Source organism: Alkalihalobacillus trypoxylicola (assembly GCF_001590785.1).
Taxonomy (GTDB): domain Bacteria; phylum Bacillota; class Bacilli; order Bacillales; family Bacillaceae_D; genus Alkalihalobacillus; species Alkalihalobacillus trypoxylicola.
The window spans coordinates 540,517-558,026 of sequence record NZ_LTAO01000012.1 but is presented as its reverse complement, the minus strand read 5'-3'; the positions used below and the strand labels follow the sequence as shown (position 1 = coordinate 558,026).

The 17,510-nt window shown below is 36.4% G+C and carries 16 protein-coding genes and 2 tRNA genes; 3 read left to right on the top strand and 15 right to left on the bottom strand.

The window, feature by feature from the left end:
• Positions 1-1,202 precede the first annotated feature (1,202 nt).
• Positions 1,203-1,736: a GNAT family N-acetyltransferase gene (locus AZF04_RS09820; RefSeq protein WP_061948548.1), complete on the bottom strand. Its 534-nt coding sequence runs from the start codon at positions 1,734-1,736 to the stop codon at positions 1,203-1,205.
• A 298-nt stretch (positions 1,737-2,034) separates the two neighbouring features.
• Between AZF04_RS09820 and AZF04_RS09815 the strand changes: the two genes are divergently transcribed.
• Positions 2,035-3,216, top strand: a complete 1,182-nt coding sequence (locus tag AZF04_RS09815) for a restriction endonuclease (RefSeq protein ID WP_061948547.1) — start codon at positions 2,035-2,037, stop codon at positions 3,214-3,216.
• Between the two features lie 188 nt (positions 3,217-3,404).
• Here AZF04_RS09815 and AZF04_RS09810 read toward each other — a convergent pair.
• The 6 genes from AZF04_RS09810 to AZF04_RS09785 form a co-directional block, all read right to left on the bottom strand.
• Positions 3,405-3,481: transfer RNA gene (locus AZF04_RS09810), tRNA-Arg, on the bottom strand.
• Between the two features lie 23 nt (positions 3,482-3,504).
• Positions 3,505-3,575 (bottom strand) — tRNA-Gly (locus tag AZF04_RS09805).
• Positions 3,576-4,150: 575 nt separating this feature from the next.
• On the bottom strand, positions 4,151-4,666 hold the full coding sequence (locus AZF04_RS09800) for a metallophosphoesterase family protein (protein ID WP_061948546.1): 516 nt from the start codon (positions 4,664-4,666) through the stop codon (positions 4,151-4,153).
• 54 nt (positions 4,667-4,720) lie between these two features.
• Entirely contained in the window at positions 4,721-5,317 is a 597-nt protein-coding gene (locus AZF04_RS09795; RefSeq protein ID WP_061948545.1) for an XTP/dITP diphosphatase, read from the bottom strand.
• Positions 5,302-6,078, bottom strand: a complete 777-nt coding sequence (rph, locus tag AZF04_RS09790) for a ribonuclease PH (protein WP_061948544.1) — start codon at positions 6,076-6,078, stop codon at positions 5,302-5,304. The genes AZF04_RS09795 and rph overlap by 16 nt, the downstream gene beginning before the upstream one ends.
• A gap of 165 nt (positions 6,079-6,243) precedes the next feature.
• Entirely contained in the window at positions 6,244-7,356 is a 1,113-nt protein-coding gene (locus tag AZF04_RS09785) for a GerMN domain-containing protein (protein WP_061948543.1), read from the bottom strand.
• Positions 7,357-7,585: 229 nt separating this feature from the next.
• On the opposite strand from AZF04_RS09785, the gene AZF04_RS09780 reads away from it, so the two are divergent.
• Complete coding sequence (locus tag AZF04_RS09780; protein ID WP_061948542.1) at positions 7,586-8,149, top strand: cysteine hydrolase family protein; 564 nt, start codon at positions 7,586-7,588, stop codon at positions 8,147-8,149.
• Positions 8,150-8,195: 46 nt separating this feature from the next.
• On the opposite strand, the gene racE is transcribed toward AZF04_RS09780, so the two are convergent.
• The 4 genes from racE to AZF04_RS09760 form a co-directional block, all read right to left on the bottom strand.
• On the bottom strand, positions 8,196-8,993 hold the full coding sequence (gene racE, locus AZF04_RS09775) for a glutamate racemase (protein ID WP_061948541.1): 798 nt from the start codon (positions 8,991-8,993) through the stop codon (positions 8,196-8,198).
• Positions 8,994-9,020: 27 nt separating this feature from the next.
• The gene (locus tag AZF04_RS09770) at positions 9,021-9,470 is read right to left on the bottom strand and encodes a MarR family winged helix-turn-helix transcriptional regulator (RefSeq protein ID WP_174522650.1); all 450 of its coding nucleotides are present in this window, start codon (positions 9,468-9,470) and stop codon (positions 9,021-9,023) included.
• Positions 9,471-9,655: 185 nt separating this feature from the next.
• A complete protein-coding gene (gene ptsP / locus AZF04_RS09765; protein WP_045480730.1) occupies positions 9,656-11,374 on the bottom strand; it encodes a phosphoenolpyruvate--protein phosphotransferase in 1,719 nt (572 codons plus the stop codon).
• 4 nt (positions 11,375-11,378) lie between these two features.
• Entirely contained in the window at positions 11,379-11,642 is a 264-nt protein-coding gene (locus AZF04_RS09760) for a phosphocarrier protein HPr (protein ID WP_045480732.1), read from the bottom strand.
• Positions 11,643-12,215: 573 nt separating this feature from the next.
• Here AZF04_RS09760 and AZF04_RS09755 point away from each other — a divergent pair.
• Entirely contained in the window at positions 12,216-12,440 is a 225-nt protein-coding gene (locus AZF04_RS09755) for a helix-turn-helix domain-containing protein (protein WP_003320958.1), read from the top strand.
• Positions 12,441-12,608: 168 nt separating this feature from the next.
• Here the strand turns inward: AZF04_RS09755 and sdhB are convergent, their stop codons facing one another.
• The 4 genes from sdhB to AZF04_RS09735 all read right to left on the bottom strand — a co-directional run bounded on the left by sdhB (position 12,609) and on the right by AZF04_RS09735 (position 17,468).
• The gene (sdhB, locus tag AZF04_RS09750) at positions 12,609-13,355 is read right to left on the bottom strand and encodes a succinate dehydrogenase iron-sulfur subunit (protein WP_045480734.1); all 747 of its coding nucleotides are present in this window, start codon (positions 13,353-13,355) and stop codon (positions 12,609-12,611) included.
• Positions 13,352-15,121: a succinate dehydrogenase flavoprotein subunit gene (gene sdhA / locus AZF04_RS09745; protein ID WP_045480736.1), complete on the bottom strand. Its 1,770-nt coding sequence runs from the start codon at positions 15,119-15,121 to the stop codon at positions 13,352-13,354. Before sdhA ends, sdhB begins: the two co-directional genes overlap by 4 nt.
• 13 nt (positions 15,122-15,134) lie before the next feature.
• Positions 15,135-15,764 (bottom strand): succinate dehydrogenase cytochrome b558 subunit, encoded by a 630-nt coding sequence (locus AZF04_RS09740; protein WP_045480738.1) that lies wholly within the window; start codon positions 15,762-15,764, stop codon positions 15,135-15,137.
• 357 nt (positions 15,765-16,121) lie between these two features.
• Entirely contained in the window at positions 16,122-17,468 is a 1,347-nt protein-coding gene (locus tag AZF04_RS09735) for a TrkH family potassium uptake protein (RefSeq protein WP_061948540.1), read from the bottom strand.
• Positions 17,469-17,510: the final 42 nt, after the last annotated feature.

Genomic DNA, 17,510 nt, shown 5'->3' with positions numbered 1-17,510 from the left:
TAGAACAAAAATTCTAATAATTATAAAAGTTACTCTAATGAATCAAATTCATCATTTCTATCTTATAATGAAAACCGCACGAGTTGGTTTTTGATTTTCACTTTAGGTAGATGCTTTCCCAAGGGCTTGCCTTCAGCTAACTCTGACTATGCAGAGCTTCGTCAGAGTGAATCTTCAAACGGCGCTGATCCTTTGGGAGTCACTACCTACCGTTACAATCAAAGAGTGAATTCGCTACCATTCGTTCACTTATAAAGCAATGATGAAATTCATTCAATATATAAAAATTTGAACATGAGGGAGGGTGACACTTACCAAAAATGCGTAAATCAGCAGTTAGAATCATCTATTCTGAAACGAAGGCTGGTACGATAAGGGGGTGATTTACTCCACACACGATAGGTATTGGGCTCTTCGCTCCCATAAGATACTCGGCGTCCGGTGAGGTGACGCCGAATGAACATTTTTTAAAAGTGGCTTTCGGAATCGCTACCATCCCACTGAATTGTCAAAAAATAATGAGCTGAGCACTGCTTCAGCTTCATTTGTAGGAAACTGCATAACAAAACCTTTATAACCTTAATAGATTACAATTAGCGATTTTTTTGTTACAATTTGTAAATAAGCATTTGAGCTACTTTAAAAAGATGTTTAAATTAAATGAAGCCATTTCATCATTGTTATCTTTTAATGACAACCGAACGATTAGATTTATGATTGTCACTTTAGGCAGCTGCTTTCCCAAGGGCTTGTCTTCAGCTAACTCTGACTAAGCAGAGCGTCGTCAGAGTGGATTTTCAAACGGCGCTCATTCTTTGGTGGTCATACGAGATAATCATTGTTCGGTTTTATCTACTTATAAACTACTTATAATTATGAAATGAACTCAAAAACTAATTCAAAGGTGTGTGCATCTTAAATGGACAAAGTAAATGTTACGGTTTGGGATTTTAAATTCTTCGACCTCTTTTTTGACATCGCGTCTTTACTAGTCATAGTCATGATTCTTTTTTTCGTTTATAAGTTTTTTAGAAAAACCTTCTCATAATTGTAAGAAACAAGTACTCAACCACTTTTTTAATGAAACGTAGAATTTTGTTCGATGCATGAAGAAAAACCATTTTCATTTCGCTCTAGCATATACCATAATCATAGTTTTAAATGGCCTGTTAGTAGGTGAAGCCTTTTATAGACTAGGTGTCCTACCTTTTATTTTTAAGCAATGAATATACATAGGTATCATATGATTGATTGTTTTGATACATATATTCTCTTAATATACCCTCTTTTCGAAACCCAATTTTTGATAGTAGTTTATTGGATGCTATATTATCAATAAAGACGATTGCCCCTATTCTAGTAAGACGCATTTCTTCAAAACCATGTTGAATTACTTTGGATAAAGCTTCAAAAGCATAACCCTTTCCCCAATGGTCAGGATGAATTTCATATCCTATTTCTGCTCTTTTATGTTTAGGTGACCACGCATTAAATCCAATAGTCCCTATAATTTCTGAGTATCCTTTCATTTCAATTCCCCAACGTATACCTCTTTTTTGCTTATAATTGGTTTCAAAAAAATTAACCATTGCTTCTGCTTGTTCAATATTTAATAATGTTTCTTGACCATAAAAACGAGTTACAAATTCGTTGGAAAAACAAGTAAATATAGCATTAGTATCTCCTTTTGTTATTTCTCTAAGTATTAACCTCTCTGTCTCTAAAGTTGGAAACATTTTGTTCACCTCTCTAGCTATTGACTTTGATTTTATATCAGACTACATTAATTTTTACAACATCATTTAATTTATCTATCCCTCTACAAATTCTTTAAAAGTCACAATCTTACAACACTTAAAACATTCTCACAAGTCTATAAACTATCTCCAGATGAAGATACTTTGTTCTACACTTTATTACTCTCAAACAATAAAACTTGTAATGAGTATATTTTTTTGAATTATATAACATAGCACACTCAATATATAGTACATTTATAGTAAAGTTTCAAAAATATAAGAGGTGAGAAAATCAATGAATTTATACACAATATCAGAACTTGCAGATAAATGTGGTTATGCTAGAACAACAGTAAGAGATTGGTATAGCCATTTTTCGGCATACATACCTTCTAAAAGTATAGATGATGGAAATGCTTATTTTAATGAAGATTCAATTGACTTTATACACTATATAAAAAGACTTAGAGACATTCAATTAAAAAAAGAAGAAATAATTAACTTTTTGGATGAGAACCCCAAACCAATTCCATATAATGAGATTAATAAGCTTATTCAAAATAGGTTTACATTGAATTTACCAACCCCTCGTGATTTAAACATACCATATCTGTACGTTTTAAAAGATGGTCAAATTCACCATGTGAGTATAATCAATGAGAGGTTAACAGACTTTTTTTCTATGAGCGTCGAACAAAAAAACATTAACCTAAACAACGGTGATTCTAAATTCAAAATTCGTGCTCGATATGCAAGAAGAGAACTTCAGGTAGCAGGTTTAATTGAACAGCTTGAATCAAATTCATACCGCATAACTGAATTAGGCCAGTTAGTGTTGAAACAATTTCCAAAGGTAGCAAGCATAACACAGATTAACGAGTTCATAAAAAATATTGACAATTTTAAGCATGATATTTCTACTGATTCTTTTCTTGATAATGAAGACTCAAATGACACTAATACTCCTAATGAAATAATGGATGAACAATTTAAGAGAATAAATAAGCTATTATCTCTAGAAATACTAAAGAAAGTAAAAAGCGTGACCCCAAAACACTTTGAATCTATAGTGCTAGATTTACTTCTTGCTATGGGTTACGGTGGTTTTATAGGTAGCGGACAAACTACAGATTATGGTAATGATGATGGTGTAGATGCAATTATTAAAGAAGATAAACTTGGTTTGGATGTAATTTATGTACAAGCTAAACGTTGGAATAACCCTGTTGGGCGTCCTGACATTCAAGCCTTTACTGGAAGTCTGGAAGGAAAAAATGCACGCAAAGGTGTTTTTATCACCACATCAAAATTCACTAAAGAAGCAAAAGAGTTCATTAACCGAATACAAAAAAAGATAGTTCTAATAGATGGTGAACAACTTGGAAGCTACATGCTTGAATTCAATGTCGGTGTTAGTCAAGAAAGGAAATATATTGTAAAAAAAATAGATAGCGATTATTTTGAATTTGAAGAATAAGGGAACTATAATTTATCCCTTATTTTTTATTTATTTAACAATCACAATTCTGCAATCCTTGCGAGAATTCCTAAAAAAATACTATATATAAATGACAAAAAGAGATGCTCCCACAGTATTTAAATCTGTGTTAACATCCCTTATCAGTATCAAACCCTGTCATATCAGGGGATTATGTATAATTCAAATGGCGTCCCAGGAGAGATTCGAACTCCCGACCGACGGCTTAGAAGGCCGTTGCTCTATCCTGCTGAGCTACTGGGACAAAATTTTAAAATATAATAGGAAAGCGGGTGATGAGAATCGAACTCACGACATCAGCTTGGAAGGCTGAGGTTTTACCACTAAACTACACCCGCATGTTAGATTGTTAATGACTCACTTGTTTTTCATGTCTCTTTCTCTGCTAGCCTTGCTTCGCAGATATTGCGTCGAGACAACTCGTTGCTTTTTCTTAGATGCTTCGCTCGTGGCTGAGGTTTTACCACTAAACTACACCCGCATAATTAGATTGATGATGACTCACTTGTTTTTCATGTCTCTTCCTCTGCTAGCCTTACTTTGCAGATATTGCGTCGAGACAACTCGTTGTTTTTTCTTAGATGCTTTGCTCGTGGCTGAGGTTTTACCACTAAACTACACCCGCATGTTTTCATTGTCTGCGTGAATGAGTTGGTGCTCATCAATCACTAGCGACGTATATAAATATAACTAAAAACAGAATTAAAGTCAATACTATTTTAAAATTAATAGTTAAAATAATTAAATGGGCTTTTAGGAAATTCTTTTAATCCTGCTCTAATTAAATTATATTCACATATGTTCTCCGTGACAACTAATTGATCATCTTTTATTATGAGCTCCTCATATAGAGAGTTAATGGGTTATCACTATTTAAAGTGATAACTCATACTCTTCATGAACCGTCCCCTCTTTAAGCTAATGTATACTCATTCGTTAGTTCGGGAAGGATTTCTCCTTGTCTAGTATAAAATTCAACCTTCACTCGATTATCTTCGATTTCACAAATGACGTAGGTTTGTGTTCGTTTTGGTCGCACTGGTAAACGGATGCTACCAGGGTTAATATAAATGACTCCATTTTCTTGAAAGCTAGTTGCAATATGAGTATGACCAAAGCATGTAATTTGTGCTCCTACTTCTTCTGCTCGATAGGTTAGATTGGTCATCGTCATTTTAACTTGATTTAGATGTCCATGTGTGACAAATAATGAAACCCCTTTTAATTCCTTTACAATCTCTTCGTTAAAGTCTTCCCCAAAATCACAGTTCCCTTTCACTACCATCATTTTTTCCAGTGCAGGATGGTCCTCATAAAGCTCAGAATCACCACAATGAATGATATAATCAACTTCTTGTTCGTGCCTTTGAACGACAGGTGATAGCTCTTCTTTCCAGCCATGGCTATCACTCATTATTAACCATTTCATTATTTATACTCCTCTCCTATTGAACCCTACCTTTTCTATCTAGCATCGTTTTTTTTATTTTATCAGATGCCTATCCTTTTTCAATTCTTTTATAGCCATTGCTCGATGACTTATTTTATTCTTTTCTTCAGAGGTGATCTCCGCCATTGTCTTATTTTTTTCCTTTAAATAAAAAATAGGGTCATATCCAAACCCTCCACTTCCTTGTGGTGATTCTGCAATAAGTCCAGGGCATGTCCCATTAAAGTAGTAATGCTCACCGGATGGTTGCACATACGCAAGAGTACAATGAAAACGAGCTGTCCTTTTTTCCATTGGCACTCCTTGAAGATTTTCTAACACTTTTTCTATATTGGCTTGGTCATCCTTTGCTTCCCCCGCATAACGAGCCGAATAGACTCCCGGTTCTCCGTTTAATGCATCGACAATTAAGCCAGAATCATCCGCTAAAACGGGAAGACCAAAGGCGTCTGCAATCGTCTTAGCCTTTTTGTATGCATTCTCTTCAAATGTTGAACCATCTTCCACGATATCAGGTACTTCTGGATAGTCTAATAATGTTTTGACCTCCCACCCATCCTCTGCAAAGATGGCTTGTAGCTCTTTAGCCTTACCCAAATTTTTCGTAGCTATAATTATTTGCTGAGACAATTGTCATCATCCTTTTTATACAATAAAATTTGCTGTGTGATTTCTTCACCTAAGATTTCCTTTTGCTGTTCAATCAATTGATTAATACCTGCTTCAGCTGCATCTAATAGCTCATTTAACTGCTTTCTCGTAAATGTCGCTTCTTCGCCTGTCCCTTGCAGCTCTACAAATTGTTGAGAGCCTGTCATGACAACATTCATATCTACTTCAGCCTGAGAATCTTCTTCATAGCATAAATCAAGTAAAACCTGATGATTATGGTCAACTCCTACAGATATAGCGGCTAGAAAATCCTGAATCGGCCATTTTTTGATTTTATTTTCAATTTTACTTTTTTGCAAAGCTAAAGCTAAAGCGATAAATGCTCCAGTAATGGAAGCCGTTCTCGTTCCTCCATCTGCCTGAATGACATCACAATCAATCCAAACGGTTTTTTCTCCTAAATCCTCTAATTGGATAATGGAACGGAGTGCACGCCCTATTAGGCGCTGTATTTCCATCGTACGGCCTGTTACCTTACCTTTTGTCGATTCTCTCATATTTCGTTGCTCTGTAGCTCGAGGCAGCATTGAATACTCTGCCGTTATCCAGCCTTTTCCTTGTCCGCGTAAAAAAGGTGGCACCCGGTCCTCAATACTCGCTGAACAGATTACTTTTGTATTTCCCATAGATATTAGGACGGAGCCCTCTGGATGAATCGTAAAATCTTTTTCTATTGTTATTGGTCTCAATTGAATGTTATCTCTTCCGTCACTTCTCATGACTTCCTCCTTATGTAGCAAGAACTGCTCTCTATTCTAAAGTTGCTTTTAATGAAATGGAAAAAGGAAAAAGAGCACGCTTAAGCTGCTCTTCCTTTTTGTCTCTCACTTATTATAATGAATTTGCCCTTGCTCGGCAATTTTCTATATACATTCATTATTTACTTAATATTTATAATAATTAATATCAGCAGGTCTTGAAACGGTTTCGATTAAATTACCAGTTTCCATTAATACTTGGTCACTACCGTTCACTTGTAATGAAACTTCTTCGACCTGCTCTAAGTCTGTTAATGTTAACGCCAGCATATTAATAACAGTTTCTGAAACCGCCGTTGTTTGTAGCTCACTTAAAATGGCATCGTTAAAATTTAACGTAACCTTTCCATCTTCTATCATCGGCTCGTCTAATAATTCAACTCCTGTTCTAAAATCAGTTAACAACCTCGATTGAGGAAGTGGACCTGACAATAGCTCATTCATTGCCGTTAGGTAAGGGTTCTCTTCATCGACATTTACTCTCCTAGTCACAGGGACATAATACGTATAATCGCCATTTTGAGCTAAGAAGTAAAGGGTGATATCTTCTGTATTTACTAAATTAGCTAAGCTTCCCGTCTCAATGTTTATTCCGTCTAATCGACTAACTCCATCTCCAATTGGCGTACCTGCTTGTGGCATTGTTTTTTGCTCATAGCCATTAATCCAGATTTTCACACTTTCGACCGACTCAAATTGCGTAAGTGTCCAGGTGACTGCTTCTAGTACCTTTTTTTCCATCTTTGGGTCATATTCCTTGAACTCCTCAGAAAAATCGGCAGTTGCGACTCCATCTTTTAAATTTACATTTACCTCTGTCCCTGCCGGTAATACGGCTTTAAATCCGTTTGGAAGCAGTTCTGAGACTGGTCCCCCTTCAACTAAGTATTCAAGAGATTGCCTTAATACTCCGTCTACATTCGGTACCTCAATAGTCTGTGGAACGACTAGACCATTTGCATCAATTAAATAGACCTCTCGCTCTACTACTTCAGCCGTTGCATCATCTAAGCCATTATCTGGCTCTGTTCCCTCAGCTGGTTCTTCTTCCTTCCCTTCCCCTTCACCATCAGCACCATTCAAATCCTCTTCTAAATCAAGTGAATCACCATCCTCCACATAATTAATTGGTGGAGTATCCATTTCATTCATTGCTTCATTCGAGTTATTAGAGCAAGCACCAAGAGCTAACGTTGCTATTATTAAGACTGGCAATCCTCGACGATACATTTTACGCATGCGTCTTCCCTCCTCAGGTAGTTTGTACTTTTATATATACGAGCCTATTGTAGAGAATAGACCAACCTTATCTAAAAATTTGTACAATCTATTTCATTTCATTTATGATGGAAGGGATTTAAGAAAATGTCAGTAGGCTCCTAAGCTCTTGTTTTAAAAATAAGCTTCCATATCTATTCTCAAAATTTATGGAATGAAAAGGCTTTAGTCTAGGAATGGGGGAAAGGAAATGAATCAAGCATTACTTATCATTGATGCTCAGCAAGATTTAATTGAAGGAAGTGAATTGGAAAGACCTGTTTATGGAAAGGAACAATTAGTGGTGACGATTAATTCGGTTATAGAAAAGGCCCAAAACCAAAACATCCCCACTATTTTTGTTAGGGATTTAGATATTGCAGAAGGAAAGGGGAAAGGCTTTGATATTCATGAAAAAATCACACGCCCTGCTCGATTTAAATCTTTCGATAAGCTGGCGACCAATGCCTTTTATCAAACAGGCTTGTTAGAGCATTTAAAAAAGGAACACGTTAACCATCTCGTTATCATGGGGTGCTCCACACAGCATTGTATAGACACGGCAGTCCGTACTGCTACAGTTAATGGTTTTGATGTTACCTTAGTTGCGGATGGACACTCAACAGCTGATAATGAACAATTAAGTGGCGACCAAATTATTCAACACCATAATCAAACTCTTCATGGTCATTATAATGTCGATCATTTTTCGATTGTTCGTACGTCCACAGAAGACCTTTTTAAACCGACTCATAATGATTATCGCTCAAAATAAAATCAACAAAAAAAGAGAGTTAGATTTATGTTCTAACTCTCTTTTTTTATGTGAGCGTAATGGATTGAACACCATTTACATCTATCTCAAGCCATTGGTCGGCTAAGTGCTTAAATTGAGAAGCCTCACCAGTCGTAAGAAAACGATGAGAAGGTGCTCTTTCTCCTGTGTACAAAAGGTTTTTATAATAAAGTAAGCTACTTACCTCTCTTGCCGTTTCTTCACCCGAGGAAATAAGCTTCACTTTAGGTCCAAGTACCTTGGCAATTGGCTGCCTTAATAACGGATAGTGTGTACAGCCCAAAATTAATGTATCAAAAGGCTTTCCGAATAATGGTTGCAATGTCTCAAGAACGATTCGTTCTGCACCATCACCACTAAATATACCACTTTCTACTAAAGGTACAAATGGCGGACATGCTAGACTTTCAACCTCTATTAAACTATTGATCGCCTTTAACTCTTTTTCATATGCCCTGCTTTTAATCGTTCCTTCCGTACCAATCACGGCAATTTGCTGATTTTTGGTTACTTTCAAGGCACTAACCGACCCAGGATGAACGACTCCAATAACTGGAATGCTTAACGTTTGACTGACTTCCTCTAAAACGACAGCAGCAGCCGTATTACAAGCAATTACAAGCATCTTTATTCCTTCATCTAGAAGGCGGTTAATCATTTCCCAGGTAAAGTCATGTACCTCCTTATTCGTTCTAGGACCATAAGGACATCGAGCTGAATCACCAATATAAATAATCTCTTCTTTTGGCAATTGCCTAAATAGCTCTTTTGCTACTGTTAACCCACCTAAACCTGAATCAATAACCCCTATTGGTTTATCCAAAACTTTTCCCTCTTTTTCTCTGCATTTCTAAGTTGTTTGCTTGATTCTTGAATTTCTCATTTCAGCAAACAAGACTTTCATACTCTTTTCTAAAAAATCTACATCTTCTTTGGAAAAATTGTTTAAAACTTCTCTTAAGTATTCTTGTCGCTGATGCACTACTTCTTCAATAATTTCTTGACCTATATTTAACATGTGTATGCGAACCACTCTACGATCATTTTGATCCTTCACTCGCTCCACAAGCTTATTTTTTTCCATACGATCAATAAGATCTGTTGTCGTACTACAAGCCAAATGCATTTTGCTTGAAAGTTCACCGATGGTTAAATCACCATTTTCACTAAGCCATTGTAACGCAATAAATTGAGGAGGAGTAATCGGAAATTCCGTTAATATTTCTCTTCCCTTTTGTTTAATCATTTGTGCAACCATCCTTAATGAACGTTCAATTTCGACAACTTGTTCTTCCTGCAATGTCTATCACCACCTATTCTTCATTTCGGCCATACCAATCATGGAGCCGTTTACTAACTTTCATTCTCTCTGTTTTCTATAAAAAAATCAAGGAAAATTACTAGTAGGGTCATGAAGTAGGGGATTATTGGAAATAAAAAGAAAGGCAGCTAAAAAATTAGCTACCTTTCTCATATAGAGTCGTCTTATTTTAAATAGGTTTGTGTGACTAATTCTTCAACCTCTTGAGCTGTACCTAATTGTAACACTTTCTCAATAAATGAGCTTAATTCATCCTTTGATAGGTGAGAAATTTGACTACGAGCAGGTAGCACAGATGTTGCACTCATACTAAACTCATCTAAACCAAGTCCTAAAAGAATCGGTATCGCAACTTCATCTCCAGCCATTTCTCCGCACATACCAACCCACTTACCTTCTTTGTGAGCTGCATCAATGACATTTTTCACTAAACGAAGAATCGCTGGGTGATAAGGCTGGTATAAATAAGATACTCTTTCATTCATACGGTCAGCAGCCATTGTATATTGAATTAAATCATTTGTACCAATACTAAAGAAATCTACTTCTTTAGCGAAGAGCTCGGCTGCAACAGCAGTTGATGGGATTTCAACCATAATTCCAATTTCAATGGAATCAGATACTTCCACACCTTCTGAAATAAGCTTGTCCTCTTCTTCTTTCATAAGTTTTTTCGCTTCACGCAATTCCTCTAATGAGGCAATCATCGGAAACATTACTTTTAAATTTCCATAGGCACTTGCTCTTAACAGGGCACGTAACTGAACACGGAACATATCCGTCATTTCTAAACATAAACGGATTGCACGAAAACCTAAGAATGGATTCATCTCTTTTGGTAAATCTAAGTATGGTAGCTCTTTGTCTCCTCCGATATCTAACGTTCGGATCACAACAGGCTTTCCTTCCATTCCACTTAAAACAGCCTTGTAAGCTTCGTATTGTTCTTCTTCAGAAGGTAGCTCATTTCGTCCCATATATAAAAACTCAGTTCGATATAGCCCTACACCTTCTGCTCCATTGCTAATAACTCCTTCTAAATCTTTAGGAGTTCCAATATTAGCTGCTAGCTCAACCGATGCTCCATCACTCGTAACGGTAGCCTCAGAAACAAGCTTAGCCCACTCTTGCTTTTGTTGAAGAAATTGATTTCTCTTTTCTTCATATACGCTTAATTCCTGTTCAGATGGCTCAATAATAACATCTCCATCTATTCCATCAACAATAATCGTCATGCCATTTTTCACTTTCGATGTCACTTCTTTTGTACCGACAACTGCAGGTATTTCTAAAGAACGAGACATAATCGCTGAATGGGAAGTACGACCACCAATGTTGGTTGCAAATCCTTTTACATAATTGACATTAAGTTGAGCTGTATCAGACGGTGTTAAATCTTCAGCAATAATAATGGTTGGTTCAGCAATTGTAGAAAGGGGTTTTATTTCTAAACCTAATAAGTGGCCTAACACTCGTTTTGTAACATCACGGATGTCAGCCGCTCGCTCTCTCATATATTCATTATCCATATTTTCAAACATTGAAATGAACATATTCGCAATCTCATCTAATGCAAATTCAGCATTACATGATTCATTTTTAATTTTATCTTTGACCGCATCTACTAATTCTGGATCAGATAAAACGAGTAAATGAGCAGCAAAAATTTCGGCTTTATCAGGACCCAACTCTTTTTCCGTTTTATCCTTAATAACCGAAAGCTCTTGCTTTGAAACAGCAAGAGCTTTTTCTAAACGAGCAATCTCATCTTCACTGCTTTCTACTTTAGTTAACTCAATGCTGTAATCAGGCTCTTCATGTACGAAAGCTTTTGCAATTGCAACACCAGAAGATGCAGCAATTCCGTTTAGAACAGTTGACATATAATTACTCTCCTAACCCTTCCTTGATCACTTCTTCGATTCCTTTAAGAGCTTCATCAGCGTCAGATCCTTCTGCTTTAATGGAAACTTCAGCACCTTGGCCTACACCTAAAGACATAACACCCATAATAGATTTTAAATTAACAGACTTGCCTTTATACTCTAAAGTAATATCAGAAGAGTATTGACCTGCTTTATTTACTAATTGAGTTGCTGGACGTGCGTGAATTCCTGTTTCTGCTGTGATTTTAAATGTTTTTTCTGCCATTTTAACATCTACCTCTCGTATTAAATTTATTTTTGATTATGAATGAGTTTACCCCATCCTAAATATCCAAAACCTCTTTTTAAGTTACACATAACAGCTTATTCAAATAAGAAAAAAACATGAGTAATTGAAACGCACATGATGACCGCAGAATGTACCTATATCTATTACGTACCCTACTTTCTTCTCATATACACCTCTAACTCATGCCTGATCGAATCAGTAACACGTTTTGTGTACCTCTATATTGTATGCGCAAATACTTGCTTTCATTAGTTAAATCCAATGCAAAATTATCTCACACTTCACGATAAGTATATCATGAATAATGACAAACATACAATTAAAACTTGATATTTAATGGGTTTTTCATTCTACTCTCCATATATTAGCTAATTGTTTTCAATGAGTCAACTAACATGCCATAGGTATTGTCCCTTTTTATAAAAGTTTTTCAAATAGATTGCACACGTCTTTTCAAACACACATATACTATGATGACTAAAACCCTTCAACTATGGGAGTTGAGTAACCCACATCCGCTCTTAGCCCGAGCAAGAAGGAGTGAACTCATTGAAAGGAGCAGAATTTGGACCTAAACCTTTACTTACTAAAAGGGAACGAGAGGTATTTGAATTGCTCGTTCAGGACAAAACTACTAAGGAAATCGCACAGCAACTTTTTATAAGTGAAAAAACAGTACGTAATCACATTTCTAATACGATGCAAAAGCTGGGGGTTAAGGGGCGCTCTCAAGCAGTTATAGAATTAATTAGACTAGGTGAACTTCAGATTTAAATTATCACTCATTTATTATTTATTAGTGAGTATCTACGTTGTGAGAACCTAGAGAGGAAAGAGGCGGACTTGTTATCATAACAAGTCCGCCCCTTCAATCAAAGTACAAGCTATTATTCATTTTGTACAAAGCTCTAGTAATCTTCCAAAAAAATTCTTGGGTGCTTTTTATCCGAAGAAGTTTTTAAATGACTGTAGAGCCGTTGAACGATTTAAAGCCGCAATCGATGTCGTTAATGGGATACCTTTTGGACATGCTTGCACACAGTTCTGTGAATTACCACAAGCAGACAATCCGCCTTCTTCCATTAAAGCATCTAAACGTTCTTTTGCGTTCATTTCACCAGTTGGATGAGCATTAAACAAGCGAACTTGTGATAATGGTGCTGGTCCAATAAAATCCGATTTACTATTAACATTTGGACAAGCCTCTAAACAAACACCACAAGTCATACACTTTGAAAGCTCATAAGCCCATTGGCGTTTTGATTCTGCCATTCTTGGCCCAGGACCTAAATCATAGGTACCATCGATCGGAATCCAAGCTTTAACTTTTTTCAATGAATCGAACATACGTGAACGATCAACCATCAAATCACGTACAATAGGGAAAGTCTTCATTGGCTCTAAACGAATAGGCTGTTCTAATTTATCGACTAGGGCCGTACAAGATTGACGTGGTTTTCCGTTAATGACCATTGAACAGGCACCACATACCTCTTCTAAACAGTTCATGTCCCATACTACCGGAGTTGTTGTTTCACCTTTTGAATTAACCGGGTTACGACGAATTTCCATCAACGCTGAAATTACATTCATATTAGGACGGTATGGTAAAACAAATTCCTCTTCATACGGCTCACTATTTTGATCCGTTTGTCGTAATATTCTAAATGTCACTTGTTTTTCACTCATGATTTAGCAGCTCCTTGTTTCTTTTGCGAATAATCACGCTTACGAGGCTTAATCAACGAAACGTCCACTTCGTCGTATCTGAAGTCTGGCGCTCTCGTTTCAGCGTTATAACTCGCAACTGTAGTTTTGAGAAACTCTTCATCATTTCGCTCTGGGAAGTCTGGTTTATAATGAGCTCCACGACTTTCATTACGATTATAAGCACCTAATGTCACAACACGCGCTAGATTTAACATTCCTTCAAGTTGACGAGTGAAGGAAGCCCCTTGGTTACTCCATCTTGCCGTATCATTAATATTAATATTTTGATAACGTTCCATTAGCTCTTGGATTTTTTCATCTGTTTGAGCTAATTTATCGTTGTAACGAACAACCGTAACATTATCGGTCATCCATTCTCCTAATTCTTTATGAAGGCTATAAGCATTTTCTTTTCCATCCATTTTTAAAATGCTTTCGAATTTCTCTTGCTCTTTTTTCATCTCTTGCTCAAAGATACTAGAGGAAATCGAGTCTGCAGATTTTTCAAGTCCGCCGATATATTCTACTGCCTTAGGACCAGCAACCATCCCACCATAAATGGCAGATAAAAGAGAGTTAGCTCCTAAACGATTCGCGCCGTGCTGTGAATAATCACACTCACCTGCAGCGAATAAGCCTGGGATATTTGTCATTTGGTCATAATCGATCCACATTCCACCCATAGAATAATGCACGGCAGGGAAAATCTTCATTGGAACTTTACGTGGGTCATCTCCCATAAATTTCTCATAAATTTCGATGATACCACCAAGTTTAATATCTAGCTCTTTTGGATCCTTATGAGATAAATCTAGGTAAACCATGTTTTCTCCATTAATTCCAAGCTTCATATCAACACATACAGAGAAAATTTCACGAGTCGCAATGTCACGAGGCACTAGGTTTCCATAAGCTGGGTATTTTTCCTCTAGGAAGTACCAAGGCTTACCATCTTTATATGTCCAGACACGACCACCTTCTCCACGAGCTGATTCACTCATTAAACGAAGCTTATCATCTCCAGGTATAGCCGTCGGATGAATTTGAATGAATTCTCCATTCGCATAGTGGACACCTTGCTCATATAGCTTTGCAGCTGCATAGCCAGTATTAATGACGGAGTTTGTTGATTTTCCGAATATAATTCCAGGTCCACCCGTTGCCATAATGACAGCATCTCCAGCAAAATGACGAATTTCAGAAGTTTGAAGGTCTTGAGCGGTAATCCCTCTACAGATTCCTTCATCATCAATAATAGCTGATGTAAATTCCCATCCCTCATATTTAGTAACGAGACCGCTCGTTTCATGACGGCGAACTTGCTCATCGAGTGCATAAAGAAGCTGCTGACCCGTTGTCGCACCTGCAAAAGCTGTTCGATGATGCTGAGTTCCACCAAATCGACGGAAATCTAATAATCCCTCAGGTGTACGGTTGAACATAACACCCATTCTATCCATTAAGTGAATGATTCCCGGAGCTGCTTCTGTCATCGCTTTCACTGGAGGTTGATTAGCTAAAAAGTCTCCACCATAAACCGTATCATCAAAATGCTCTAATGGGGAATCTCCTTCACCCTTTGTATTTACCGCTCCATTTATACCTCCCTGTGCACAGACAGAGTGAGATCTTTTAACGGGTACAAGTGAAAATAAATCAACAGGTACGCCTTTTTCTGCCGCTTTAATTGTTGCCATTAAACCAGCTAGTCCACCACCGACAACAATAATTCTGCCCTTACTCATTTATACCCTCTCCTTAAATGTTTGCTAATTCTGGATTAATAAATGCTAATATTGCGCGAATTCCTACAAATGATAGTGCAACGAAAATAGCCATGGTTACATAAGTTGCTATACGCTGTGCACGAGGTGAAACCGTAATTCCCCAAGAAACGGCAAATGACCATAATCCGTTAGCAAAGTGGAAAGTAGCTGATAATACACCCAAAATGTAAAAAATCAACATAAATGGCGAGCTTAAAATATCTGCCATCATATCGTAGTTAACCTCTACACCTAATGCCGCTTGGAATCTAGTTTCATAGACGTGCCAAGCAATAAATATTAATAAAAAGACTCCTGTAAAACGTTGTAACACAAACATCCAGTTTCTAAAAGTATTATAGCGTTGAACATTGTTTTTAGCTGTAAAAGCTATATAAATCCCATAAATTCCATGATATAAAATGGGAATAAAAATAATAAATAATTCAAGTGCATACCTAAATGGTAAACTTTCCATAAAGTGAGACGCTGTATTAAATGAACTTGCCCCCTGCGTCGCAAAATGATTGACAACTAAATGCTGCACTAAAAAGATCCCGATTGGAATAACACCTAATAAGGAGTGCAGCCGACGATTAAAATATTCAGAATTTCCTGCCATACCTTTTCCCCCCACAAAATTTGATTTCCTACCTAATACATTCGTTTACCGCTTCTTTTTCTCGTATAATTCTGTACCTCCCCACACCGAAAACACAAAACCATCTTTCAATATTCATTTTTTAGAACCTTTTTATAAGATTCTGTGAATAAAAACCGACAAATTTATTTTACTCTCTACAGAATTTGTCGTCAAGAAAACGTATACAAGCTTTTTATTATATTTCCATATTAATCTACTTTTTTTAATAAAATAAAAGGCTTTTTATAGATTATCTTTTACTCTGTTCTTTTACTGTTTAAGTATTCAGATTATTATAATTTTAAAAAATAAAACCAATTTATCCCTTTCTTATTATTATCCAATAATAATTCTCTCTGTTGGATAGTGATAATGACTTTTTGATTCTTTTTTTCTAATTGAAAATAGGAAAGCAACTAACCCAACTCTCCCAATATACATTAAGACCATTAAAACCACTTGACTAGCAAATGTTAACTCTGAAGTGATCCCTAGAGAAAGACCACACGTTCCAAAAGCTGAGGATGCTTCAAAGATGATTTCTAAAAGCGTGATGTCTTTTCCATTTTCAAACGCCACAATTAATAATATAGAAGTAAATAATAAAAAAAGGAACACAGAAAGTACAATAAAAGCTTTTTGAATATCTTGTAAATGAATTTGACGTCCAAATGCTTTTACCTCTTGCTGCCCTAATGCAAAGCTCTTAATCGTTAAAAAAATAACCGCTAATGTTGTCGTGCGAATCCCACCACCTACACTGGATGGGCTTGCTCCAATCATCATGAGCGACGACATCAATAATAAAGTAGTCGGCTGTAAATCCTGATTTTCTACAACCGTTAATCCTGCACTTCTAGTCGTAGCTGAATTGAAAATAGAAGTGAAAAATTGCTGGTGCCAATCCATTCCTATATACAAGTGATTAAATTCAAATAACCAAATACCGATTGCCCCAATGACAAATACAACCGCAAAAGTAAAGGTTGTAATTTTTGTAAACAAGCTAAAACGAAAGCTTTTTCTATTCCGTACAAACTCTTTTATCTCTAATATGACAGGAAAACCGATGGCACCTGCTATTAACCAAATCATTACAAATGTTTGTACAAAATAATCGTCCGCAAAAGGAATCAATGATTGCCCAGTAATATCGAAACCAGCATTGGTAAAAGCACTCAACGAAGCAAAAAAGCCTTGAACATATGCCTCTAGAGCCGTATCAAAATAGGTTAGATAGTAGGTTCCTAAAATGAAACCACCGACTATTTCAATGCATAAAGCTGTAAAAAGTATTCCTTTCATAAGTTTAACAAGTCCAGAAAGTGTACTTTGATTTTGGTCAACCATGATTAGCATTCTTTGTGATAATTGGATTCTTTTACGTAGCAGCATCCAGAAAAAGGTTCCGAGCGTCATAATTCCTATTCCGCCTAATTGAATCGCTAGTGATAAAAAAATCGTTCCAACTACGTTAAAGCTTTCAGAGATATCAATAACCGTTAGTCCTGTTACACTTACAGCACTTACAGAGACAAATAAGGCCTCTTTATAGCTCACCTCAACACCCTCATAATGAGCAATTGGTAGAGAAAGCAAAATACTAAAAATGAGCATAGCAAGTAAATAAGAAATAAGTATCATTCTAAATGGTGTAAGCATGGTACTAAATACGGATTTCATAGCTCTCTCCTTTAAAGTACGGTGTTTTCAATGATTTTACAT

What these genes read in the sequence shown, in the direction of transcription:
- sdhA (WP_045480736.1), bottom strand. Translation starts at nt 15,121, where the DNA reads ATGAGTAAGGGCAGAATTATTGTTGTCGGTGGTGGACTAGCTGGTTTA.
- AZF04_RS09815 (WP_061948547.1), top strand. Translation starts at nt 2,035, where the DNA reads ATGAATTTATACACAATATCAGAACTTGCAGATAAATGTGGTTATGCT.
- AZF04_RS09740 (WP_045480738.1), bottom strand. Translation starts at nt 15,764, where the DNA reads ATGGCAGGAAATTCTGAATATTTTAATCGTCGGCTGCACTCCTTATTA.
- AZF04_RS09780 (WP_061948542.1), top strand. Translation starts at nt 7,586, where the DNA reads ATGAATCAAGCATTACTTATCATTGATGCTCAGCAAGATTTAATTGAA.
- sdhB (WP_045480734.1), bottom strand. Translation starts at nt 13,355, where the DNA reads ATGAGTGAAAAACAAGTGACATTTAGAATATTACGACAAACGGATCAA.
- ptsP (WP_045480730.1), bottom strand. Translation starts at nt 11,374, where the DNA reads ATGTCAACTGTTCTAAACGGAATTGCTGCATCTTCTGGTGTTGCAATT.
- AZF04_RS09785 (WP_061948543.1), bottom strand. Translation starts at nt 7,356, where the DNA reads ATGCGTAAAATGTATCGTCGAGGATTGCCAGTCTTAATAATAGCAACG.
- AZF04_RS09820 (WP_061948548.1), bottom strand. Translation starts at nt 1,736, where the DNA reads ATGTTTCCAACTTTAGAGACAGAGAGGTTAATACTTAGAGAAATAACA.
- AZF04_RS09760 (WP_045480732.1), bottom strand. Translation starts at nt 11,642, where the DNA reads ATGGCAGAAAAAACATTTAAAATCACAGCAGAAACAGGAATTCACGCA.
- AZF04_RS09735 (WP_061948540.1), bottom strand. Translation starts at nt 17,468, where the DNA reads ATGAAATCCGTATTTAGTACCATGCTTACACCATTTAGAATGATACTT.
- rph (WP_061948544.1), bottom strand. Translation starts at nt 6,078, where the DNA reads ATGAGAAGTGACGGAAGAGATAACATTCAATTGAGACCAATAACAATA.
- AZF04_RS09800 (WP_061948546.1), bottom strand. Translation starts at nt 4,666, where the DNA reads ATGAAATGGTTAATAATGAGTGATAGCCATGGCTGGAAAGAAGAGCTA.